Raw genomic sequence first — 21,143 nt, forward strand, 5'->3', positions numbered from 1 at the left:
CCTCGCTGCCGTTCGATCTGAAACTCGACAACGAGCGGCTGATGGGCCCCCATCATCACATCAGCGATATGAGGCGTGTATTCCATCATGCCTCATAACGTTGCCGTTCAAGTGCGGAACAACTTAAGAGCGCGTGCACCCTGAAACAGGGATCGGCCCCGAAAGCTAATCATAATCATTGCCGCCAAGCTAAGCGGCCCGATCAGACCCTCCAGCGTCGCCGCGCGGGCGCTTGGCAATGCTTCAGCACACCAAAACCAGAAAACCGCACGCAGCAGGAAATATCCCGCCCATATCCTGCTATACACAGCGAAAAAAGCCCGAAGATCCGCGCTATCTTCCGGAAAGGGAAAGCCCTGCCGCTGCTCCGCCAGTTCCTGAACCAAGGGCTTCTTGCCCGAGGCATTCCAAGCGAATATGGCAGAGATCAATAGGTTGACCGCAACCCCCTCGTAATGCGCCGTTGGATACCCGGAAAGCATGACATTCAGCAGCACTAGAAGAACGGCCAACCCGTTGAACAGGCGCCAGACTCTGGGAAAGCCAAGGGACTTGCGCCAGCGGCGCAAGGCATCAAGCAGAACGAAGACCAGCACCGCCGGTGCTGCAGCCTTAGCCAGACCCAACGCATTTAGCCCCCAAAACAGGAGAAGGCCCCCGATCTCGAGGATGAAAGCGTGAAGTAGTGCTGTACGATTCATCGCATGGCTCCGATGAGAGAAAACGGAAGTCGGGATCTCGACTCTGGTCGTCCGTCACGTAATGGCCGCTCAGTGTCGGTGCCCCTTGTCATAGCTGTTCTTAATCTCCTCTCTGAGAATCACGATAACGCGCTCGATTGCTTTGGCGACTGATGGCAAATTGAAGCGCATCGCCTCGCGTTTGAGAAATTCGAGCCCAGCGCCAAGGCGCTCAACTCGCGTTTCCTCTTTCTCGCTCATATTGGACATCTGCGCGCTCCATAGTTCGTGAGCCGCATTAAGCCTGATTTTAACAAATGTTGCTCCTGGGATTTTTCCTAGGGCTTAAGCCTTAGAGCATTATTCGCGGTTATTCAGTTTTTTATCGAAACGTCATCGTAACCCCATCAGTGCATTTGATGGATGGTGGTGATGATTAAGATTATTACTTGTGCGAATATCGCCTGCAACGCTCAATATGTGGCTTCATTTGCAAAATTACGCTACAGAGTCTTCGTCGAACGTCTCGGCTGGACAGCTCCGGATCAAAGCTCAGCTCTTGGCTTCGAATATGACAGATTCGACACCAAGGACGCGATATATATTCTAGTATGTAATGCGCAGAGCGAGGTCATCGCCGGTGTTCGTCTGATCAAGACAACAAGCCATTTCCTGCTTGCTCAGCTTTTTCCGACTCTCGATCCTCAGGCGATCCCAACCGGTGAGGATGTTCTTGAGGTCACGCGCTTTGTGGTTGAGCCCAATCGTGAGCGCTTGGGCGGCTGCAGCGATCCCGTCGGGCAGCTTGTCATGGCGTTACAGGAATTCGGTCTAAACAACAGCCTCCGGAATTTCATTTCCGTTTCCTACGCTGGAATGGAACGCCTCCTTTCCCAGGCGGGTTGCCGCTTTGCGCGCTTGGGCGGCCCGCAGCGCTTTGACGGTCGTATGGCCGTTCCTCTGAAATTCGAAATTTCGAAGGATGTCCTGAGCGCCGTTCAGAATCGCCTCGGCACTCCGCGGGTGGAAGAGCCGATCATCGTTCCGTCGCATCCCGTATTTGTGGCGATGGCCGCCTGAAATTTCCCGTCATTCAAAAGAGGATATTTCCCTATGCCACGCTTGCTACTCTTGGCGCCACGACCATCTTTTCTCTTCCGGAATAATTCCGGTGCCTGCGTTCTTGATGGCCTGTCCGACGCCGTCTTCCTGCTCACCGATACAAGCTCGGCCCGTTACGCAGCAGAATTATTTTCCGGTCCGATCCAGACTCTCCCCTATCCTGCATTCGCATCAGCTCAGAAGATTTTTGCCGCCGTCGAAGCGGAGCACCATACACAGCCTTTTACGTCCGTGGGGCTAATCGACGAGTCGCTGATGGAAATCGCGGCGGAGCTTCGCCTTTTTCTGGGCGTCGAGGGGATCGACCCGGATCTAGCCCTGCGTTTTCGCGACAAGACGGTGATGAAGGCCATCCTCGCAGAAGCCGGGGTAAGGGTTCCTTCCTACCTGCACAATGTCGAACGTTCCGGTGTCGGCGATTTGCTGGCGCGTCACGGTCGAGTGGTTTTGAAAGAACGCAAGGGCTTCGGCTCGCGTGGAGTAACATTCATTGACGATCTGAATGCCTTCGACGTCTGGGCTGCGCGAACCCGTGATCCCGAGATTTTCGAAGCGGAAGAATTCATTTCCGCCCCCCTCTATAACGTCAACACCATCGTCATCGGTGGTAAGATTCGTTTCACAGCAGTCATTTATAACGAACCGGGTATGGCGGATGTCGATTTTTCAAGCGGTGCACCTTTCGTGTCGTATGTCCTGCCCGAGGGTGAGCAGCAGGACCGCTTCGTTGCCTATGCCGAGCAAGTTCGCGCTGGGCTTGGTCTCGAAAACGGCGTTATGCATCTCGAATGTTTCTACAAAAGTAAGGACGAAATCGTTTTTTGCGAAGTTGCAGCACGTCCCGGCGGCGGGGGTGTCATGCGTCTGATCGAGAGCCAGTTCGGGATCAATATGGCGCGCGTCTCCCTCCAGCTCGAGCTCAAGCGTTATGGCGATGTTCTGTCGGCCATCCGACGCAGCGCCGGCATTGCGTGCTTCATCGGCTTTCGCAGCAGCGCTACCGGATTCATCCGGAATATCGCCAGCCATGATGACTTGATTCGACCATGGGTCGAGCGCGTCAGCTACCGCAAGACGATGACGGATTTCGTGGCGTTAGCGGCGCATTGCACCGATTTTATCGCCCATATCGATTATCGATCCGAAACGACTGACGACTTCCTCGCTCGCGCGACCGAACTCAACGCCGCCTTCAATCAATCACTGCTGATCGAGCCTGTCTGATGCCCTTTCCCGCACGAAAAGCCGACTTGAGCGGCCCTGTGCCCACCCGAATGGGAGAACCGTCTTGAACGTCATGCCCTTACTCCGATCCTACGAACCCTCGTCACGATCACCGGCCGATGACTCCTTTGCCGTCTGTGTGGAGAACGTATCGCGTCATTTTGGTCAGGGCGCCTCCGCCGCCGTGGCACTCGACGATGTGAGTTTCCGAATCCCCGCTTCCGGTTTCGCTGTCCTGACGGGCCCTTCGGGCAGCGGCAAAACCACATTGCTAAACCTTATCGGCTGCCTGGACCGCCCGACGAGCGGCCGCATCCTGATCGCCCAAAAAGACACCAGCGGCTTCGACGAGCGACGGATGACGGCGTTTCGCGCCGAGACGCTGGGCTTCGTCTTCCAAAACTACAACCTTCTTCCTGTGCTGACGGCCTTCGAAAACGTCGAATTTCCGTTGCGGCTTATCGAGCCGGACCGGCAGCGCCGTCGCCGGATGGTGGGCGAGATGCTGGAGCGTGTCGGCCTCGGCGGGCTGAGCCATCGCAAGCCGGCTCAGCTCTCGGGCGGCCAGCAACAGCGTGTTGCCGTGGCGCGGGCGCTCGTCAAATCACCTGCACTCGTCCTCGCGGACGAGCCGACCGCCAATCTCGACGAACGCACAGCCATCGCCCTCATCGAGACGATGCGCGCCCTGCAGCGCGAGATTGGAACGACTTTCCTCTTTTCCTCCCACGATCCGCGCCTGATCGGCGAGGCAGACACGCATATCGAAATCGCAAACGGCCACCTGAGTGCGCTTCACCAGGGCAGCCGATCTCTCGCCCCCGTAAAGGAGACACGCGCATGAGCGGGTTTGAAATCGCTTTTCGCAATACCGTGCGTAACAGTCGGCGATCCGTGCCGTCCATTGTCGCCGTCGCACTGGGAACGGCCGCGATCGTGCTGTTCAACGGATACGTCAGCTACATGATTCATGGCATGCAGACCGGCACCGTCCGCTCGCTCGGCCATCTGCAGGTGGTACGTGACGGCTATCTAGATTTCGGGCGTGGCAATCCCGGTCGTTTCTCGATCCATAATTATGAGAAAGTCATCGCCGCCATACGTCAGGAAGCGGCTCTCCAAAGCCGGATCGCCGTCGTGACGCCGGAGCTTGACGTCTACGGAATTGTAGGGCGCGACGGTCGCGATGAATCATCCTCCTTCGCCGGCGAGGCATGGAATCCGTCGGAGCGCCGTGCTCTTGGCGCGTGGGACGGTTTCGACATGCATATGCCGGCGACGCGCGCCACACTGAACGAGGACCAGCCCGACAGTGGCGTGATGGGCGTGGGCCTGGCGCAGCTTCTGGATCTGTGTGGCGATCTGAAGGTGCCGCATTGCCGCGCCCTGCCGCAGATCATGCCCTCCCCCGCAGAGCGCGCGCCGGGCGCTACCACGCCGGATGATCTGGCTGCGCTCGCCGCCACGTCCATGGCCGTCCGTCCCGCCCCGAAGCCTGGCATCAGCGTAGATCTTCTCGCCGCATCGCCGACGGGTCTGCCGAACGTCATGAGAATGACGGTGCTACGCACCGAACGCCAGGCGATCCGGGATGTGGACGCCACCTACGTCGCCATGCCTCTGGCCTTGGGGCAGAGGCTCGTCTTTGGCCCCGGCGTGAAGGCGGCTTCGACGATTATCGTCCAGCTTCGCCAGACGAGCATGATGGCCCCGGCACATCCGATCCTCGAGCGCGTCGTCAAGAGCATCGATCCCGGCCTGACGGTGGTGGATTTTCATGAAGTCAGCCCGATCTATGATCAGATCGTCAATAATTACAGAACGATCTTTCGCTTCATTGCTGTGTTGATGGGGCTGGTGACGATGTTTTCAGTCGCGAACACCATCACCATGGCCGTGGCTGAGCGGACACGCGAAATCGGCACCTTGCGCGCGCTGGGCTTCGAACGCTCCGCAATCCGCATGGTCTTCCTGATCGAGGGGGCCTTGCTCGGGTTGATCGGCGCCGTTTCCGGGGTCGCGGGCGGCCTGCTTATCGCGCGGTTGGTGAATGCCGCCGGCATGACATGGACGCCCCCGGGACGATCTGCACCGATACCCCTTCGGATCGAAACGGTATCGCAGCATGAAACGCTGATCGCCAGCGTCCTGGTTCTGACCATCCTCGCATGCCTTTCGGCCCTTCGTCCGGCTAGCCGGGCTTCCCGTCTCCCCATCACAAAGGCTCTCCAACATGCTTGATCTCGCCCCCGCCTTCGCTGCGCGCCTGCTCGTCGCGTTCGCGGCCCTTAGCGCATCCGCTTCCTCAATCGCCTTGGCGCAGGCGCCCGCCTCGTCCACAATTGATGCCCAGAACCTTCTGACTCGCTCGGACGCCGTGCGTAATCCGCCCGGATCGTTTTCTGCCCGCGTCACGCTGACTGAGTATCGCGACGGTGCGCAGAGCGACAGCGCGGCGCTCATGATTTATTCCCGCCCGTCGGAAAACTCCGGACAATATTACAACCTGGTTCGCTACGAAGCCCCGGCCCGCGATAACGGCAAGCTGCTTTTGCACAAAGGTGTCGATCTTTGGTTCTTCGATCCCGCAAGCGCGGCGAGCGTGCGAATCTCGCCACAGGCCCGCTTGCTGGGTGAGGCATCGAATGGCGATGTCATGACGACCAATCTGGGCAAGGACTATCGCGCGACCTTGCTGCGCACTGAAAATACGGAAGACGCCGCGCACCATGTGCATGAATGCGCCGTCCTGCACCTCACGGCCGAACGCGAAGATGTTCCCTATAACGGGGCGGATTACTGGATCGACCGCACCACCGCCGTACCGGTGAAGATCAATTTCCTCACTTCCGAGGGACGCGTTCTGAAAACGGCCTATTTCCGTCGGTTCGACAACGTCCTCGGCGTTCAACGCCCGACCGAGACCGTCATTCTCGATGGCCTCAATCCTCACTGGATCACGGTCATGCGCACGGGAGCGTTTACCCCGCGGGAAATTTCCGTCGCCTGGTTCCAGCGCGACTACCTGCCGCGTTTCGAGGAGGAATGACATGCAGAGGGCGGGATATGCGGCCCTTGCGATGTGCGGCGTCGCCGCCATCGTATCGCATGGCGCGAGGGCCCAGGTCGCACGGGCGCCGGATCTCCCTGGCTCGGTCCTTCCGCCGGAGAAACAGGTCCTTTCGTCCCCGACCCCTTCCTCCCCGGTCCCATCCACGCGGCCGTCCACCGCAGCCCCGGATCTTCCGGGCGCAGTGATTGATCCATTGCCACAACAGCATGAACATGCCCCAGCCCAAAATTCGAAAGATGGCGACACGCAGGCCGACATCCTGAAGGGGATCGAACTTCAAGCTTGGTACCAGAGCTTTCATGAGTTCGCGTTCACCTACACGGGAAAGAGCTGGGGCACATCGGATAACACCCGCATCGTCACGGGGTATCGGCGGCATATCCGGCTCGGCAAGCATTGGTCGATAGCCTTGTCCGATCGCCTGGATCTGATCCAGACGCTGCATAATTTTCGACCAGCGGAGACGACCGGCAGCGCTGCCAGCCATACGCTGAATGCTCTGCGCGAGGTCTCGGCAAGCTGGCGCGGGAGCGGCGCGAACACCGTGTTCATCGATCTGGGGCGGATCAACATCCGCAACGGTGTCGCCTCTGGCTACAACCCGACGGATTTTTTTAAGACCAATTCCGTGCTTCAGGCCACGACGCTCGATCCAAGCGCCTTGCGGGAGGATCGCCTAGGGGTCTTCATGGTGCGCGCGCAGAAATTGTGGTCCTGGGGCGGCGTGACCGCGGCTTACGCGCCCCGTCTCTCCTCGCAGCACGATCCTTTCATGACACTTCAGCATATTCCGGCCTTCAGCCTAGATCTGAACCGCACGAATACGGCGCATACGGGATATTTCAAGATCTCGCCGCAGATCAGCCAGCGTCTCTCCGTGGATGCGATCGCCGTTATCCGTGAGCATGAAACACCTCGGATCGGTATCGACAGCTCGGCGCTGATCGGGGACTCGATCGTCGTCTACGCCGAGGCGGCAATTTCACGCTTCAATATTCTCCAAGGCCCGGACGCCCTGACTGCGGTTCCGGAAGGCACGATGGCCGGAATCGCCGGCCCCGTCCGCTGGCGCGCGCGCATTGCTGCGGGCTTGACGTGGACGACACCGATCGGCATTTCCCTTACTCTCGAGAATCATTACACGGGTGACGCGCTCTCCCATCACGCATGGAACGCATGGCGCTCCACAACGAACGAAGCCGCCCTCGACCGCCTATCACTCGAAGCGGCGCGCCGCAGCGGAGAGGAAGAGCCGATCACATGCGATGCCTGGTTTTTCCGTATCTCCGATAACCGAGTCTTCGGTCGGCGCGGGCTGGGCTTCTCCGCCTTTACCTTTATCGATTCGCAAGACGGCAGCACCCTGACCCAGATGACGCTTTCTCAGGCCCTGACCCGACATTTGCAGTTGACCGCCCAGCTAGGCCTCTACACGGGTGACGCGCGCAGCGATTACGGCTCAGGTCCGGCGACGCGTTTTGTCTCAGCCTATCTTTCCTACCGTTTATAAGCAAAAGAAATCGGTCCAGCCTGGGTTTATCGCCCCCGGCAGGCGCGCGGCGAAGCCCGCAAAGCGATTTGTCTTTCCGGATTTTAGGGTCTGTTAGATCTTGATCCAATCTGCGGCTGCTGCGAGGTGAAGGATAGCGAGGAACGAGGTGGCGGTCTTTTCGTATCGGGTTGCGACGGCGCGCCATTCCTTCAGACGGGCCCAGAGGTTTTCCACCAGATGCCGGTTTCGATAAACCCATTGTGGACAGGCAACGGCAGCGTCCCGGCGCTTGGGCGGCATCGCTGGTCGCGCACCCATGGCCCAGACATGGTCCCGGAAGGCATTGGAAGCATACCCCTTGTCACCGACGACCCATAATGGCTCGCGTGGCATGCGGTCGAGCATGGCGGGTGCGAGCGGCAGTTCGTGCGCCTGACCGGGAGCCAGGGTGAAGGTGGCGGCACGGCCACGTCCGTCAGCGACTACGCAGACCTTGGTTCCATAGCCGTCGGTGAAAATCTGTGTCCCATTGCTTTCAATCATTCCTTGTATGCGAGAATAACCTACAAGATCTAACAGATCATAATCACGAACTCGTGAACTTCTCAGGTGTGCTTCCGCGGAACTTTGACCCGCTCCGCACCTTTGCGCGATTGCGCCGCGTGATCACATTTCGTAATTAAATAGTGACAGGGTAACGAGGACGCCACGCATGCTGACGAACCGTTCGGGCATTGATCTGCACAAATTCAGCGAGGCCCTTCGCGACCTTTCGACAGGTGGTGAGATCCGGAATTTCTTGCAAGAAATGGTCGATCGGCTTGGCTTCACGCATTTTGCCTACCATGTCGTCAAGACACCTGATGTGGATCACCTCGGCGCCCGACAGGTTTACGGCCTAACTACCTACCCGACCGAATGGCTTCGACATTACGTCGCCAATGGCTATGTTCATGAAGATCCCGTCGTTGCCAAGGTCTTCGATAAGCGCTCGCCCTTTGTCTGGGGCGATGCGATTGACGCGGAAGAACTGTCGAAAAAGCAGCGTCAGCTGCTGGAGGACGCGCAGGATGCTGGGCTAAAAAACGGCCTAACGATTCCCCTGATGTCCCGGAATGGCGAGGTCGCGGCGCTGAGTCTGATCCCGGGAAGCGCAGCTTCCGAAACGATGCGTTCAGTCGAGATGCAGTATCTCGTGCAACTCCTCGCCCTGCATTTGCACGATCATGCGGCGCGCGTGGTAATAGAGGAAGGGCTAACCGATAACAGCCGTCGGCGCAAGACCCTTCTCTCCAACCGCGAAAGCGAGGCGCTGAGCTGGGTCGCGCGTGGAAAGTCGACGTGGGATATTTCGCGTATTCTCGAAATCTCGGAAAAATCCGTCGAGTTCTACCTGGATTCCGCCAAACGCAAACTCCAGGCCACGAACCGCACCCAGGCCGTCGTCAAGGCGATCGTCCTGGGCTTGATTCGGTTCGACCCATGAGAAGCAGGGCCTTATTCTTGCGTACGCCAAGCGAGAGCCACCTGCATCCGATCCCTGTTGGATTGCCACAAAGTCCATCGCCCATCATAGCCGGCCGGCGCGCGAATCATCCCGGGAGGCTGCGTGCGGATGGAGAAGGCGCTGAAATCCAGCCGCATGCCAACCCCCAGAGCTTTCGCGACAGCTTCCTTCAAGGTCCAGATGGAGATCTCACGCGCGGTGCCGGGAGGTTGCAGCTTCAGCCAGGCCTGCTCCTCCGGCGAAAGCAGCCAGGCGCAGTTGCGCGTGCGTCCCTCACGCAGAAATTCCGCATCGACCCCGACATCGCCATTCTCGAAGACGGCGCACACGGCGCTGTGCCGCGCATGCGCCATGCTGATATCGAGTTTGCTGACAGGCCAGACGACCCGAGGCTTTCGTCCCACGCGACTTTCGATCAGCACATGATCAAGCGGCACGCCGAGGCAGGTTGCCGCCGCACTGCGCATCAGGCCATGCGCCAGCTCGAACAGCCGGCGCTCATCCTGGTAACGCAACGCATCACGGCGAAGGCGTTCTTCCTCGCTCAACGTCTCCGCGAAAATAAGCGCGTCCTGGTCGCTCGTCTGCCGGGCGTCGATACTGAAGAGGCGGGGACGCAATGCGGCAAACGGGACCTCGATTTGCCATTCCTGCACCGGAATCATGGTGAAACGCCTTCAAGCTTGGGGGTGCAGGGCATGAACCGGCACCTGTTTTCATTCCATCGAGAAAGGATTTGAGCGCCAATGAGCACAATCAACTTTTCCGGCTGCGAACACCAGATCGAGGCCAGCGCAGCTGAATTCGGCGGCAGTTCGTTTGTCGAGGTTAGCTTCGCCGAGAGCGCTTTCTCGATCGTGACGTTCGCCGGAGCATCCTTTGACACAGCGAATTTCGAAGGATGCTCGTTCGATTCCGTGCGTTTCGATGGCGCGCGTTTCGCCGAGGTGTCCTTCAAGAATATCGCTCTTCGCGAAGGCCATCTCGAAGGCTTGACGATCGAGGGAATCCCCGCAGCGGAGCTGCTCGCAGCCTGGCGGAAAACGCGCACCGAGTCCTGAAGGCACAAGGTGATCCGGTGCGTCATCGTGCCGCCTCCGACGCGCTCACGAAACCGCTCCGCGCGCGCGCCATGCGCCGGCGGCACCAGGCTGGGTAGCGATCGCTGAAAATGATCGTCGCGATGATTCCCAGATAGCAGATCCCGGCAGTCGTCTCCGTATCGAGAGGTGACCAGCCTGCGATGAACGCATTCACCAGAAAGGTCACTGACCACGCGGCCGAAATCGTACGGTTGATCGCGATGAAAGCTGGAGTGCTCCAATGCTGTCGCGGCACGGCCAGGCGGGCATCCGCCAGCGTGAACGGGCGATTGACGACAAGGCTCGTCAGGCCCGTCACTGCGAGAAAGGCATAAAAGAGGAAGGTTGCGTGGCGGTCCGCCCAGATGACATGAACAGCCACGTCGTTGAGGAAGAAAAGCGCTAGCAGCGCCGCACCGGCCCAGGAGAGCCAACTTCCGGTGCGAAGCCGCCGCCACGCAATCAGGATATGCACCCCGAGCAGGACAGCCCAGCTCGCCGCGGCCCAATCCGGCGGAAGAAGCCGAGAAATGGCGACCACCATGATCAGAGGCAGGGCACTTCGAACAATACGTAGATACATGACGGCGTTCTCCTCGTGGTCAGGTTTAGATGTCGTCGAACTGGCGTCCGAAACGCGGCGTGAAGTTTGAATAGGCAGGGCGGAGCGCGGCGGCGACCTGCCCGGTCGCGAGCCCCAGGGCCGCACCGCTAACAAGGCCGGACATTGTGCCGTAGATCGTCGTGAAAAAAACATCCCCAACCCGCCATGGGTTGGTCGCCACTTCCACGCCGAGCGCATAGCGAACACCGAACCCGCCGATCGATACAATCAGGATGGCGGGCATGCCGGGTCGCAACAAAGTCATCGTGCCGCGCTCAAGGACAAGCCCGTCCGCAAGGCGGATACGGCGATGCATGATGACCGTCACAATCAGGCCGATACCCACGAATCCGGCAAGCGCCGCAGGGGCATCGTGCATCTGTGTCGTCAGCGCGTATAGCGACCATCCAATCATCACGAGCGGCAGGATGAACAGCCGGGCGATCGAAATGCGCTCCGGTTGCAAAGCGGCAAAACCGCGCCTGACTAGCAGGAAGAGAATGACCCAGATCCAGATGGGGGTGTGGCTCAGGATGTCGCTCATGACGCTACCTCCACGGCCCCCGGCCGATCGGCGGGAAGGAGACCCGGCGAACCGCGCGACGGATCCGGGGCGGAAAGGATCGCCTGCAGATGGACACGGCCGTCTGGCCCCGTCACCCGCACGCGGCGGCGCATCGCGCCGGCGAGAACGATGTTGCTGGACGAGCATGTAAGCCGGATGCCCGCCTGACAAGGAAGCTGAAACCGCGCATCGATGACATCCACGCCAGCGCGTTCATACGCGGTGGACGAGGGGCATATTTCCTGCCAGATGAAATTCAGCACCTGTGAACCAGGGGCGACTGGAAAATCGGGAAAGTGCTCGTCCATCAGCACATGGTCAGCTTGGATGACGAAGCTGAACTCCGTTCCCGAGCCGCCGACTTCACGGCGGAACAGGGCCAAAGGGGCATCCTCATGCAGCATGGGTTTTGGCCTCCCGCCCAGTTTCTACCGCTGCCACCACAACCGTCGTCAAGACGGCGGCACGCGGTGGCGCGCTGGCTTCGAACGAGGCGGGCGTCAGCATCGCTTCGACCCTCACCGTAGTGCCAAAAATCTGCCCGCGTCCCGTCGCACGATAGATGAGCGTGTCGGCCGACCCATCGGAGGCGCGATCGACGGTGAGTTGTTTGATCGTGGCGGGAAGAACTCTCGGCGCCACGCCATCCGGCCCGCGCAGTAATTCACGCCCAAGCCGCGCGCAGAACTGATTGACCCCCTCGATCAGGAGAAAGGTCGTATCGGCTTGCTGCCAATCGAGATAGCGCGATAGGTCGAGTATCGCCGTCATCGTGTCCGCGTCCCGGGTCAGCGGACCGCAGATAGAAAGAAAATGCCTCATCTCATCTCTCCCTTTATCAGGCCGCGTCAGGCGCGATCGTCGATTACGAGCCGCTGTTTGTGGCGATCCGTGGTCGCCAGCGTTTCGAAGCCGCGCGGCTCTACATGAATGTCCTGCCCCTTATCCGCCGCCTCGGAGAGCGCCGGGAGGGCAAGAAGGGCGTTGTGGCACGCAATGATGGCGCCGGCGTCGTCGCTTAGCCCGAACACTCCCACACGCATGATATCTCGCCCGAAACTGTCGGCCGTCAGGCGGATTTCGATGTCCGGATCGGTCATGCCCGAGGCCATGCCGATCGCCGATCGCACATCATCCGTATCGATGATGTTGCCCATGAAGTTGAAGTCGCGCCCCGTGCGGGCGATTCCCGAAAGTAAGATATCCCGCCCAGATTTCGCTACCGTGACACGATCGCCTGTCATATAACGCACGATGGGTACTGGGAGATGAGGGTCCAGACACGTGACCAGAAGGCGGTCCTGCGGGTCCAGCTCCAGAAAATATGCGTCGGAGCGGACGTGATAGATACCGGCGGATGTCGTCTCGATGCCGAGAAACCCTGCCTCGGAGAGCCCATAGAAACCGGTAATACGGGCGTGCGGAAAAATCTCCTGCACCAGCTTGCGTTTTGCGCCGCCGAAGGCCTCGCCAGTATAGAGAATGCTGCGTATAGGCAACGTCTTGCCGGCTTCGCTCAAGGCGATGGCGAATTGTGCGATCGTTGCCGGTGTTCCGGTGAGGCCGTTCACCCCACAGCTTTCGATCAGATCAAGCGCCGGCCCGGTCATATCCGCGGCGCGGGCGCCATTGGGAAGGATCGTCGCCTGGCAGGCCTGAAGGATCGAATTCATCCCGTGATGCAGGATCGAAAAATTCCCGACCATGAAGAGGTTGAGAAACACGTCACTACGACGGATAAGTCCAGCGCTCCGGATTCGATGGATGAGAAGCTTGTCCTCATCGCTATGGCGGATGCCGGGCGGCAGAATTCGGGACATCACTAGCTTGGACGGGCCGGTCGTGCCGCTGGACCCACCGATATAGACCGGTGCGCCGCCACGATTGGCGTAGGCCCGTCGGGCAAGAGCGGCGTAATCCTGGCCCGAAAGGCATGGTACGTTTTTCTGGAATGTCTCGAGATCCGGCACGGCCGGAGCAGCGCCTTCGTGGCCCGCCACCGACCAGAGCCGCTCGACAACTGTTTTTATTTTGAAAGGAGAATAAAAAGTCGTGCGCACGGATGTGGCGGGCGCGACGTTCGCGCGTATCATGTGGTTCATGTCAGATTGTCTCCAGATGAATGCGTTGAGCGAGTGACCGATGATCAATCTTGCCGCTCTCGGTGCGCGGCAGTTTCGGCAGGAATTTGAGGCGGAAATTGAAACCGGGGATTATGGGCTCGACGATCCGCTCAAGTGCGAGCCTTTCGGCCTGCGTGGCGGCGACATCGGCCGCTTCGAGAAAAAGCACGAGAACGCCTTCCTTGGTCTTGGCGTAACCTACGCCGGACACACCATGCAGCCCGCATAGGGAGTCGGCAACGGCGTGCAGCGAGATAAGCTGACCGTTGATCTTCACCAGATGGGATGTGCGGCCAGCCCAGCTGTGCAGACCATCCCAATCGCGCCGAAAATGGTCCCCGCTCTCAATCCATTCCGGGGCGGGAACAAGAGCGAGGTCCGACTTCAAAAAGCCGAGCATCGCATAGGGCGAACGATAGAAAAGCCGCCCGATTCCATCATAATTTGCGTCCGCGATGCGGGTCTCGATCTCGGCTTGCATCGGATAGCCTGCCGAGATTGCGCCATCGTGCTCGAAACGTGTAAAATCCTCGATGGAGGAAACATCGATCGCAAAGAGTCTCGGCCCCGCTTCGGTCTGGCCGAAATTATTCCAGATCGCCCCGCAATGAGGCCGGAGCGCGCGGACATGATCGACGGTGAGGCGATCCGAAGCATTGAGAATGCGCAGATCAGCTGAAACGAAAGACGAGCGCGCCCATTGCTGCGCTAGCCCGACGCACCAATCCCCCAGGATCGGCAGGATCGTGGTGCCACGCCGCTCGGCCTCGACGGCGACGAGGCGCGAGTCGACGAAATCGATATAGTCGATAGCGCTACCAGAATGCAGGGTGCAGAGGGTGGTGGACAGGCCATACATATAGTTGACGGGAAATGCGCAGAGCGTCCGGTCCGATGCCGTAAGGCCGAGATAGGCGGTCACACGGGCCGCATTGGCCACGAGACGCTCCTCGTCATGCACGATCCTCTTGGGACGCCCTGTCGTCCCAGATGAACTGAACACGATCCGTGCAGGCTGCGCGGAAGGCGCGAGCGGCGCACCGTCGTCATTCGACGACGCTGGCGGCGCGGCATATGGCAGACGCACAACTTGGCATCCTTGAAGGACAGGGGGGATCGGCCGTCCCTCCGTCATCAGGAGGCGCGTGGTGCCCGTGTCGAAACCCTGCATCGCGCTCGCTACGGCGCGCGGCGTCACGATCGTTGCGAGCAGCCCCTCATGTGAGATCACGAAGAGCGCGATGACGACTTCGATCGGAGAGAAGGCGACGAAAATCGACAATGATTCCGGCACCGGAGGCTGCGCACGTAGGGCCAGGATCGCTTGCCGGCAGCGCCGCGCCGCTTGCGTGGCGTCGAGTTCATCGCCGCGCCATCGTAGCGTCCAGCCCGGACGTGTGAGGAACTCATGGAAGCGCATGGCACCCTCACGCCGCGAGAGACGGATTCTGAAGAACCATGGACGAGGCCAGCCCGCCCATTCCGAAGGAGTTCTTTAGAACGTTATTTAAACGTATCGATCTGGTGCTCCGCGCGAGAGGCACTTCGATCCGCGGGTCCACCTCGTCAAGATTGCGGATAGCGCCGATGAAATCGTCGCGGAAGTTCGCGATCACCCCCATGACTTCCATCGCTCCCGCAGCGGCGATCAAATGCCCATGGAGGGATTTGGCCGCAGTGACAGGAGGCATCGGCGTGTCGCCGAAGAGGCGGCGGATCGCGCGGCTCTCATGCAGATCATTGAGCTTGGTAGACGTTCCGTGCGCGTTGATGCAGGAGATGTCCTGCGCCTTAAGGCCGGAATGCGCGAGCGCACGTTGCATGCACAGGAACATTTCCCTGTCTTGGGTATGCGGTGCCACGATGTGCTCCGCGCTTAACGAGGCGCCATACCCCATCAGGCGCGCATAAGGCGTGTGTCCTCGCCGGCGTACCGCATCTTCGCGCTCGACCACGAAGAGGATCGCTCCCTCCGCCGGTATGAAGCCGGAGCGTCGCGCATCGAACGGGCGTGAGCGGGCCGGCCCCTCAAGCTGCGGGTCCGTGCAGACGGCGCCGATCCCTTCAAGGCGCGCCACATTTAGCGGCGTGACCTTGGCCGAAACCCCACCGACGATGGCCGCATCGATGCGGCCATCGTCGATCGCGGCCGTCGCCATGCCCAGAGCCTGAAGCGACGCGGAACACAGGCCGACATGACAACGCGTGTATCCGCTGAAGCGAACCTGGCGATGAATGGCCCGGACGACACTCGTCACGTCAAGATCGAGCAATTCTGAGACACGAAAATGCTCGATCGCGTTGGCGACGAGTTTTTCGCGATCATTGCTGTTTTCGACACCAATCTTGGCGAGAAGATCACTGCATCGCTCAATATCGATGGCCGGCTCGTCAACCCCGATCACACAACCGATCCGATCTGCCTGATAGGCGTCGGAAGGGTTGAATTCGGCCAAAAGGCGGTTCAGCGCCTTTTCGGCGTAGAGAATTTCGCCCGGCCGGGCTACCTGGCCAGGTCGCTCGCGCGGCCAGCGTATCGTGTCGTTGCCCAGCTCGGGGAGACCGGCCCATTTGGTGGCATAGGTATCGGTAGCAAATTTCTTGATGGTACGAATGCCGGTGCGGCCCTCCTGAAGAGCAGCGCTGACTTGATCGAGCGTATCGCCAAGCGGTGTGATAGCACCGATCGCGCTGATGCAGACAGGGGAATGGGTCATGGCGGTCTCTCGCTTTTTCTCCGAGCCGCCCCTTGGGGCGAACTCCCTGTTTTCGATTAAAAAGAAGTTTTTCAATGCGTTGACGGTGTTCTGATCTTGCGCAGCGTGATGCAGCCGACACCCCATCCAAGTCCCGCGCCGTTGATCATGATCAGCGCACCCGGCGGCACCGTCGCATCGACGAGGATCGCCGCGAGATCAAGCAGGTTGTTGGGCTTGCCGGTGTACCCGATCAGATTCTTGAAGGCCTTCTGAGGCACATCCGGATAAATCGCAGCCAGCGCTTCCCTTTCTGCCGCATCGAGAAGCGGGGCTCCGTTGCGGTAGGCCACGATGATATCTGGCGTGCCACACTGCTCCTTGGCGCGCGTGAACAGCTTTTTCCATGTCGCGGCCTGGGGCCAGGGCTCCGGGGCGAACAGGGAAGAGGCATCAATGATTTCAGCGAGAGCATAGGGATGGTCTTGTGCCGACAGCATGAGAGCTGCCGCGCCGAATGTTGGGTCGATCTGCCCCGGCTCTTCATCCTTGCCGACAAGCCCCATCTTCCCGAAAGCCACGAGAGCATCGAAGGAGCGCATATTTCCCGAGGCAACGACCGCCGCTCCATTCGGGGCCCGGTCCGTCATGATTTCACGCCAAGCATCCTCAAGCGCGCAAAGCCCACTGAGTGACATTGCGCGGATCGGATACCCCCCCCCATGAGCCTCAAGCCGCTTGGACGCGTGATAAAGAGTGTTTGTGGAAAGAAGCCGCATCATGTTGAGCGGATTTCCATAATCGCGAATTTCGCCCAGATGGTTCATCAGGGCCTCACGCCCGGGATACTTGGCCATCAGGCCGCAAAGCGAGGTGAACCCGTATTCCGCGCTGTCCGTCGCGGTGAAGACGGGGACATTCTCATGGTCGTCGTTCGCCGCCTGATCTGCGGCATCATTACCAGGGACATTGCCGCTTAGAGCGTCGGCCATCGCGTTCAGCGAGGCGACGGTGTGCGGGCTCAAAGTCGAGCGGTCCTCGCGGGCGATCGCCGCTAGCGCCGCCGCGCCTAAGGTGATGGAAGGCGCGGCATAGACGCTGGCAGGCGTAGTCGAAGGCGATTCCCGCATGTTGACGGCCTGCGCCAGCGCCGCCAGTCCAGAGCAACGCTCCGCATGAACGCCGATACTGTGGATGAAGACTCTGGACATTTGACGTTCCCCTTCTTTTTTCAGATGGCGGTGAGGCGCTGCTCGATGAAATCGATGGAGAAGTGGGAGTAGAGCTCGGTGGCGGTCGGCTCACCCTTGACGATATCACTGTCCTTGCCGAAGACATCCTCCAGCTTGGCGCGGCCGATATCGGTCCAGGTCCCGGCGGCGAAGCATGTGCGATCAGCCAGCATAGCGTTGACCGGCCAGAGATCATCGGGCGTAAAAGTCTTTCCGGTAACGTTGCGAAGCTCAAACGCGAAATCTACGAAATCGAGCGACGACATCCCATACTCCGTGAAAAGGGAACGAGCCGTCTCGATGGCCGAAGCATCGTCGAGATACATGACTTCGCTGACGATCTTGGCGATATCATTTTTATTGATGGTCATTTTTCGAATCTCCTTCGAATGAATTGGAAATGTGAATTGAGTTGGTCAGAACGTCATTTCGCCATTGCCGAGCACGATGGTCGTTCCCGTCGTTTTCAGGCGTCCCTCGATGAATGCGATGACGGGATTGGCGACATCTTCAGGGGCAAGAATCTCGCGCGTAGGTAATTTCGAGATGAGATCATTGTCTTTTCCTTTCGCGTAGTTGCGGAACATGGGGGTATCGACGAAGCCCGGCGCGACACAGAGCGTCCGAATGCCGAACCTTGCAACCTCAAGCGCGAGGCTCGCGGTAAACCGCTCGAGAGCGATTTTCGTGCTTCCGTAAATCGCGTTTCCGACACCGGCCTTGCGACTGGCGATGGACGTCACGTTGATGATCGCGCCGCGCCGCGCCGGGGCCATCAGCGTCGCGACTTCGCTGGCGATGATGGCCGGGGAAAGAAAATTGACCGTATTGACGAAACGCAGACGCTCCGTGATCGCGCCGATCGCCAAGCCTTCCTGCAACACACCCGCGGTGTTGACGAGGGCCACCGGCGCCGGTGCATCACGCAGGCATTCGACGAAACTCGCCACACTTTCCGAAGAGCTAAGATCGACGCGATAACCGCGCACCCGCCCCTCGAAACGTGCACTCATATTATCAGCGGATGAATTTCCACTGTTATAAGTGAAAGAAACGACGTATCCGAGCGCAATGAGACGCTCGATAATACAGAACCCGATCCCGGATGTGCCGCCTATGACTACGGCATGAGGCGGCGTTTTTTCCTGCTCTATTTCGGTCGATGACATTTTTCTTACGCCCGTTTGGTGTTGCAGAGCGATAAGATCGTTTTTTGCGGCGTTCGTAACTCTGGTAAAAATGCGGGGGGATAAACCTCGCAATGTCATTTCTACTTTCACGGCCTACGATCTATCCATGAGCCGTCCAACGGGATGCTGCTCATAATGATGCAAAAGGGGTCAAGAATGACACGGCCGGTCGTCGTGCAGATGGGCATGATGCTTAATTCGTCGCAGCACGAGCTCGACATGCGTTATGATGTCAGGAAACTTCCTAGAAGGCTTCATGTTCAGCAAAACTGGCTGCACACGCACGGTCAGTCCGCCCGTGCGGTGCTGACCCCAGCCCATGTGGGAATCTCGCTCTCGCAGGCAAATCTGATGCCGAATCTCGAAATCGTCGCGATTTGCGGCATCGGGCAGGATTGCGTCGATGTCGATGCCATCAGGGATCGCGGGATCACTATCACCAATACGCCCTATGCCTCAACAGCCGATGTTGCGGAGCTTGCGATCGCCCTTATGCTGAATGTTTTTCGTAACATACCCAGCGCGTTTGACTTCGTGCGCTCCGGTCGTTGGGCTCATGAGGTGCCGAGACTGGGGCGGCGCTCCTCCAGCTTGCGTTACGGGATCGTCGGATTGGGGCACATCGGCACTGCAATCGCCGAGCGTCTGGCGGGATTTGGCGGGAGCATTGCCTATACGGGGCGCCGCGCCCGCGATGTACCTTGGAGTTACTACCCTAGTATTTTGGAACTCGCCCAACAATCAGACGTGCTGTTCTTAGCTCTCCCCAGCACACCGGAAACACGGAGCGTGATCGGAGCCGCGGAGCTTCGCGCGCTGGGCTCTTCTGGCGTTTTAGTGAATGTTGCGCGGGGCGCCGTCGTCGATGAAAACGCCCTGATCGCCGCCTTGCGGCAAGGCGATCTATGGGGGGCTGGCCTTGACGTCACGTCCACCGAACCGAGCGTGTCGCCCGCCCTGCTGGCGCTGGAGAATGTAATCGTCCTTCCGCATGTCGGCGCCAGCACACTCGAAGCCGTCACGGCGATGGAGGCCGCCGCCATCGCGGAACTGGATCGGCATTTTTTTGGAATGGCTTCCCCCCCCCGAGGGTCTGGAGCCCGTTTGAGAGCATGGGTCCCTTCGGCCTTTGCTCAACCCTGAACAGTTGCTTGGGACATTCGATCCCGCATGACATGGGCAGAAACCTTCACCATGCCACAGCCCGTGGTCGGCTGCGATCTTTCGCGCGCCTTCCTCGATCTCTGCGATCTGCCTTCCGGCCGGACGCGGCGTATTCCAAATACTCGTGACGCCGTCGCCCAATGGGCCGCGACACTCGCCCCTGTAGTCCTCGTCCTGCGCCAGGGCCGCCAGTCCCGAGATCCCCTTGCGCATGTCGGTCACGCCGCACGCCAGATAAACGCGAACGCCGTTTCCCACGCCGATCATGCCATCTCCGCGATCCGGATGATCCGCGCCAGCAAGGTGTCTGGGCGATCGCCCGTAACGCCGATCGACCGGCCGTCGCCCCGTCCGCCCCAACCTCGGACAGAACCCGCATCTTCTGTTCATCTGACCAGCGCCGCCGACGCTCCACGCCGATCAGGATCTCGTGCCGCATCCTCACCTCCCAAACAACGTCAATAACGACGTGAAGTTACCAACCACCCAATTCAATCATAAGGCGGCCATGAGCGGCCGGTTACCGTCGGTTGCGGCGGGCGGGCGCATTCAGATCTGCGGTAGCATCACGTCCGCCGCGAAGGGGAGGCGGCCTTCGCCAGACTGCCGATCAGCGCGATCATCTCCGCATGGGCTTGTGTTGCCGGATTGCGCAGGTCATCGACGGTATGGGCGTCCGCCAGCCGGGCAAGCGTCGTCAACGTGCGGATTTTTCTCCGGCGCGCGCTTTTCAGTTCCGTCGGACGCCAGGTGAACAGGATCCTGGACAGTTCACCATCGCCGAACAGCCTGTTGAGTTCCGTAATGAACGTGTAGATCAGGAAAAGCACCGCGATCCAGATCTGGACCGCCAGGAACCGGCCCCATATGAAGTTCGCGGTAACGTATTCCGGAAGTCCTCTTGCCGTGCCGCCATGGATCAGAAATTCGATCAATCGTTCAAGAATACGTGCCGCAGCGGTCGCCAGGAAATATATGCTGCTTTTGAACAGGACCGGCTTGATGAGCGGCGCATTGTCGAAACGATGGAAGAACGGCAGCGCGTTCGCGACCAGCACGGCTTTCCCCACGATCAGCGCCGCCGTTGTCGCCAGCAGGTGGTTGGCGAATTGAAGTTGATAATGTCTCAGAATCAGGTTCGTGGTAAGGACGATCAGATTGAACCCGATGGCAAAGAATATCATCGGCGGAAGCGCTTCCTTCACCTCCTTCACGAGGAAGGAGACGATAGATGACTTGGGCATTGGGATGCATCCTCGATACCACGTTGATCGTCTCTCACGGATGGTGTCCGAAGGGCAGGGGACATTCTCGACCGGTGCCGGCTTCTCGATCTGTGGATTCTTGCCGGTATATGGGCTGCGATTTTGCACGCCCGAATGTCGGCCC

Annotated in this window: 23 protein-coding genes and 1 pseudogene; 9 read left to right on the plus strand and 15 right to left on the minus strand. The window is 59.5% G+C overall.

Annotation, left to right across the window (positions count from 1 at the left end; translation table 11 throughout):
- Positions 1 to 107: 107 nt before the first annotated feature.
- Together AAC691_RS16980 and AAC691_RS16985 are read right to left on the minus strand one after the other, a co-directional pair.
- A complete protein-coding gene (locus AAC691_RS16980) occupies positions 108 to 701 on the minus strand; it encodes a hypothetical protein (RefSeq protein WP_342627771.1) in 594 nt (197 codons plus the stop codon).
- A gap of 69 nt (positions 702 to 770) precedes the next feature.
- The gene (locus AAC691_RS16985; protein WP_342627772.1) at positions 771 to 950 is read right to left on the minus strand and encodes a hypothetical protein; all 180 of its coding nucleotides are present in this window, start codon (positions 948 to 950) and stop codon (positions 771 to 773) included.
- A gap of 162 nt (positions 951 to 1,112) precedes the next feature.
- Here AAC691_RS16985 and AAC691_RS16990 point away from each other — a divergent pair, with 162 nt between their 5' ends.
- From AAC691_RS16990 to AAC691_RS17015, 6 genes are all read left to right on the plus strand, one after another.
- Entirely contained in the window at positions 1,113 to 1,760 is a 648-nt protein-coding gene (locus tag AAC691_RS16990) for an acyl-homoserine-lactone synthase (protein ID WP_342627773.1), read from the plus strand.
- 33 nt (positions 1,761 to 1,793) lie between these two features.
- Positions 1,794 to 3,026, plus strand: coding sequence for a hypothetical protein (locus AAC691_RS16995; RefSeq protein WP_342627774.1), 1,233 nt, complete (start codon positions 1,794 to 1,796; stop codon positions 3,024 to 3,026).
- 73 nt (positions 3,027 to 3,099) lie between these two features.
- Positions 3,100 to 3,870, plus strand: coding sequence for an ABC transporter ATP-binding protein (locus AAC691_RS17000; protein ID WP_342630256.1), 771 nt, complete (start codon positions 3,100 to 3,102; stop codon positions 3,868 to 3,870).
- Positions 3,867 to 5,267, plus strand: a complete 1,401-nt coding sequence (locus AAC691_RS17005; protein WP_342627775.1) for an FtsX-like permease family protein — start codon at positions 3,867 to 3,869, stop codon at positions 5,265 to 5,267. Before AAC691_RS17000 ends, AAC691_RS17005 begins: the two co-directional genes overlap by 4 nt.
- Positions 5,260 to 6,075 carry an outer membrane lipoprotein-sorting protein gene (locus AAC691_RS17010; RefSeq protein WP_342627776.1) on the plus strand — a complete coding sequence of 272 codons (816 nt, stop codon included), beginning with the start codon at positions 5,260 to 5,262 and terminating at the stop codon, positions 6,073 to 6,075. The genes AAC691_RS17005 and AAC691_RS17010 overlap by 8 nt, the downstream gene beginning before the upstream one ends.
- Positions 6,076 to 6,280: 205 nt before the next feature.
- The gene (locus AAC691_RS17015; protein WP_342627777.1) at positions 6,281 to 7,609 is read left to right on the plus strand and encodes a hypothetical protein; all 1,329 of its coding nucleotides are present in this window, start codon (positions 6,281 to 6,283) and stop codon (positions 7,607 to 7,609) included.
- A gap of 93 nt (positions 7,610 to 7,702) precedes the next feature.
- Here the strand turns inward: AAC691_RS17015 and AAC691_RS17020 are convergent.
- A pseudogene (locus tag AAC691_RS17020) lies at positions 7,703 to 8,098 on the minus strand (IS5 family transposase); the annotation flags it as partial.
- A gap of 205 nt (positions 8,099 to 8,303) precedes the next feature.
- Here AAC691_RS17020 and AAC691_RS17025 point away from each other — a divergent pair.
- Entirely contained in the window at positions 8,304 to 9,077 is a 774-nt protein-coding gene (locus AAC691_RS17025; protein ID WP_342627778.1) for a LuxR family transcriptional regulator, read from the plus strand.
- Positions 9,078 to 9,088: 11 nt separating this feature from the next.
- On the opposite strand, the gene AAC691_RS17030 is transcribed toward AAC691_RS17025, so the two are convergent.
- Positions 9,089 to 9,763 (minus strand): 4'-phosphopantetheinyl transferase superfamily protein, encoded by a 675-nt coding sequence (locus tag AAC691_RS17030; protein ID WP_342627779.1) that lies wholly within the window; start codon positions 9,761 to 9,763, stop codon positions 9,089 to 9,091.
- Positions 9,764 to 9,844: 81 nt separating this feature from the next.
- On the opposite strand from AAC691_RS17030, the gene AAC691_RS17035 reads away from it, so the two are divergent.
- On the plus strand, positions 9,845 to 10,159 hold the full coding sequence (locus tag AAC691_RS17035) for a pentapeptide repeat-containing protein (RefSeq protein ID WP_342627780.1): 315 nt from the start codon (positions 9,845 to 9,847) through the stop codon (positions 10,157 to 10,159).
- 22 nt (positions 10,160 to 10,181) lie between these two features.
- Here AAC691_RS17035 and AAC691_RS17040 read toward each other — a convergent pair whose 3' ends face one another.
- The 10 genes from AAC691_RS17040 to AAC691_RS17085 are packed head-to-tail and all read right to left on the minus strand — an operon-like array spanning position 10,182 to position 18,680.
- Complete coding sequence (locus AAC691_RS17040) at positions 10,182 to 10,763, minus strand: hypothetical protein (protein WP_342627781.1); 582 nt, start codon at positions 10,761 to 10,763, stop codon at positions 10,182 to 10,184.
- 25 nt (positions 10,764 to 10,788) lie between these two features.
- Positions 10,789 to 11,328, minus strand: coding sequence for a DUF6622 family protein (locus AAC691_RS17045; RefSeq protein WP_342627782.1), 540 nt, complete (start codon positions 11,326 to 11,328; stop codon positions 10,789 to 10,791).
- Positions 11,325 to 11,753 carry a hypothetical protein gene (locus AAC691_RS17050; RefSeq protein WP_342627783.1) on the minus strand — a complete coding sequence of 143 codons (429 nt, stop codon included), beginning with the start codon at positions 11,751 to 11,753 and terminating at the stop codon, positions 11,325 to 11,327. The genes AAC691_RS17045 and AAC691_RS17050 overlap by 4 nt, the downstream gene beginning before the upstream one ends.
- A complete protein-coding gene (locus AAC691_RS17055) occupies positions 11,743 to 12,171 on the minus strand; it encodes a hypothetical protein (RefSeq protein WP_342627784.1) in 429 nt (142 codons plus the stop codon). The genes AAC691_RS17050 and AAC691_RS17055 overlap by 11 nt, the downstream gene beginning before the upstream one ends.
- A gap of 26 nt (positions 12,172 to 12,197) precedes the next feature.
- Entirely contained in the window at positions 12,198 to 13,451 is a 1,254-nt protein-coding gene (locus tag AAC691_RS17060; RefSeq protein ID WP_342627785.1) for a hypothetical protein, read from the minus strand.
- Position 13,452: 1 nt separating this feature from the next.
- A complete protein-coding gene (locus AAC691_RS17065) occupies positions 13,453 to 14,892 on the minus strand; it encodes an AMP-binding protein (protein WP_342627786.1) in 1,440 nt (479 codons plus the stop codon).
- 7 nt (positions 14,893 to 14,899) lie between these two features.
- On the minus strand, positions 14,900 to 16,315 hold the full coding sequence (locus tag AAC691_RS17070) for a beta-ketoacyl-[acyl-carrier-protein] synthase family protein (RefSeq protein WP_342627787.1): 1,416 nt from the start codon (positions 16,313 to 16,315) through the stop codon (positions 14,900 to 14,902).
- A complete protein-coding gene (locus AAC691_RS17075) occupies positions 16,261 to 17,379 on the minus strand; it encodes a hypothetical protein (RefSeq protein ID WP_342627788.1) in 1,119 nt (372 codons plus the stop codon). The genes AAC691_RS17070 and AAC691_RS17075 overlap by 55 nt, the downstream gene beginning before the upstream one ends.
- Positions 17,380 to 17,399: 20 nt before the next feature.
- Positions 17,400 to 17,771, minus strand: a complete 372-nt coding sequence (locus AAC691_RS17080; RefSeq protein ID WP_342627789.1) for an acyl carrier protein — start codon at positions 17,769 to 17,771, stop codon at positions 17,400 to 17,402.
- Between the two features lie 45 nt (positions 17,772 to 17,816).
- The gene (locus AAC691_RS17085) at positions 17,817 to 18,680 is read right to left on the minus strand and encodes an SDR family oxidoreductase (RefSeq protein WP_342627790.1); all 864 of its coding nucleotides are present in this window, start codon (positions 18,678 to 18,680) and stop codon (positions 17,817 to 17,819) included.
- Positions 18,681 to 18,746: 66 nt separating this feature from the next.
- Here AAC691_RS17085 and AAC691_RS17090 point away from each other — a divergent pair, with 66 nt between their 5' ends.
- Positions 18,747 to 19,733: a 2-hydroxyacid dehydrogenase gene (locus AAC691_RS17090; RefSeq protein WP_342627791.1), complete on the plus strand. Its 987-nt coding sequence runs from the start codon at positions 18,747 to 18,749 to the stop codon at positions 19,731 to 19,733.
- Positions 19,734 to 20,320: 587 nt separating this feature from the next.
- On the opposite strand, the gene AAC691_RS17095 is transcribed toward AAC691_RS17090, so the two are convergent.
- The gene (locus AAC691_RS17095) at positions 20,321 to 21,127 is read right to left on the minus strand and encodes a hypothetical protein (RefSeq protein WP_342627792.1); all 807 of its coding nucleotides are present in this window, start codon (positions 21,125 to 21,127) and stop codon (positions 20,321 to 20,323) included.
- Positions 21,128 to 21,143: the final 16 nt, after the last annotated feature.

The sequence above is a fragment of the Nguyenibacter vanlangensis genome (genome assembly GCF_038719015.1).
GTDB classification, from domain to species: Bacteria; Pseudomonadota; Alphaproteobacteria; order Acetobacterales; family Acetobacteraceae; genus Gluconacetobacter; species Gluconacetobacter vanlangensis.

What these genes read in the sequence shown, in the direction of transcription:
- AAC691_RS17030 (WP_342627779.1), bottom strand. Translation starts at nt 9,763, where the DNA reads ATGATTCCGGTGCAGGAATGGCAAATCGAGGTCCCGTTTGCCGCATTG.
- AAC691_RS17055 (WP_342627784.1), bottom strand. Translation starts at nt 12,171, where the DNA reads ATGAGGCATTTTCTTTCTATCTGCGGTCCGCTGACCCGGGACGCGGAC.
- AAC691_RS17035 (WP_342627780.1), top strand. Translation starts at nt 9,845, where the DNA reads ATGAGCACAATCAACTTTTCCGGCTGCGAACACCAGATCGAGGCCAGC.
- AAC691_RS17000 (WP_342630256.1), top strand. Translation starts at nt 3,100, where the DNA reads ATGCCCTTACTCCGATCCTACGAACCCTCGTCACGATCACCGGCCGAT.
- AAC691_RS16985 (WP_342627772.1), bottom strand. Translation starts at nt 950, where the DNA reads ATGTCCAATATGAGCGAGAAAGAGGAAACGCGAGTTGAGCGCCTTGGC.
- AAC691_RS17025 (WP_342627778.1), top strand. Translation starts at nt 8,304, where the DNA reads ATGCTGACGAACCGTTCGGGCATTGATCTGCACAAATTCAGCGAGGCC.
- AAC691_RS16990 (WP_342627773.1), top strand. Translation starts at nt 1,113, where the DNA reads ATGATTAAGATTATTACTTGTGCGAATATCGCCTGCAACGCTCAATAT.
- AAC691_RS16980 (WP_342627771.1), bottom strand. Translation starts at nt 701, where the DNA reads ATGAATCGTACAGCACTACTTCACGCTTTCATCCTCGAGATCGGGGGC.
- AAC691_RS17070 (WP_342627787.1), bottom strand. Translation starts at nt 16,315, where the DNA reads ATGGGGTGTCGGCTGCATCACGCTGCGCAAGATCAGAACACCGTCAAC.
- AAC691_RS17075 (WP_342627788.1), bottom strand. Translation starts at nt 17,379, where the DNA reads ATGTCCAGAGTCTTCATCCACAGTATCGGCGTTCATGCGGAGCGTTGC.
- AAC691_RS17045 (WP_342627782.1), bottom strand. Translation starts at nt 11,328, where the DNA reads ATGAGCGACATCCTGAGCCACACCCCCATCTGGATCTGGGTCATTCTC.
- AAC691_RS17040 (WP_342627781.1), bottom strand. Translation starts at nt 10,763, where the DNA reads ATGTATCTACGTATTGTTCGAAGTGCCCTGCCTCTGATCATGGTGGTC.
- AAC691_RS17010 (WP_342627776.1), top strand. Translation starts at nt 5,260, where the DNA reads ATGCTTGATCTCGCCCCCGCCTTCGCTGCGCGCCTGCTCGTCGCGTTC.
- AAC691_RS17060 (WP_342627785.1), bottom strand. Translation starts at nt 13,451, where the DNA reads ATGAACCACATGATACGCGCGAACGTCGCGCCCGCCACATCCGTGCGC.
- AAC691_RS17090 (WP_342627791.1), top strand. Translation starts at nt 18,747, where the DNA reads ATGACACGGCCGGTCGTCGTGCAGATGGGCATGATGCTTAATTCGTCG.
- AAC691_RS17005 (WP_342627775.1), top strand. Translation starts at nt 3,867, where the DNA reads ATGAGCGGGTTTGAAATCGCTTTTCGCAATACCGTGCGTAACAGTCGG.
- AAC691_RS16995 (WP_342627774.1), top strand. Translation starts at nt 1,794, where the DNA reads ATGCCACGCTTGCTACTCTTGGCGCCACGACCATCTTTTCTCTTCCGG.
- AAC691_RS17050 (WP_342627783.1), bottom strand. Translation starts at nt 11,753, where the DNA reads ATGCTGCATGAGGATGCCCCTTTGGCCCTGTTCCGCCGTGAAGTCGGC.
- AAC691_RS17080 (WP_342627789.1), bottom strand. Translation starts at nt 17,771, where the DNA reads ATGACCATCAATAAAAATGATATCGCCAAGATCGTCAGCGAAGTCATG.
- AAC691_RS17065 (WP_342627786.1), bottom strand. Translation starts at nt 14,892, where the DNA reads ATGCGCTTCCATGAGTTCCTCACACGTCCGGGCTGGACGCTACGATGG.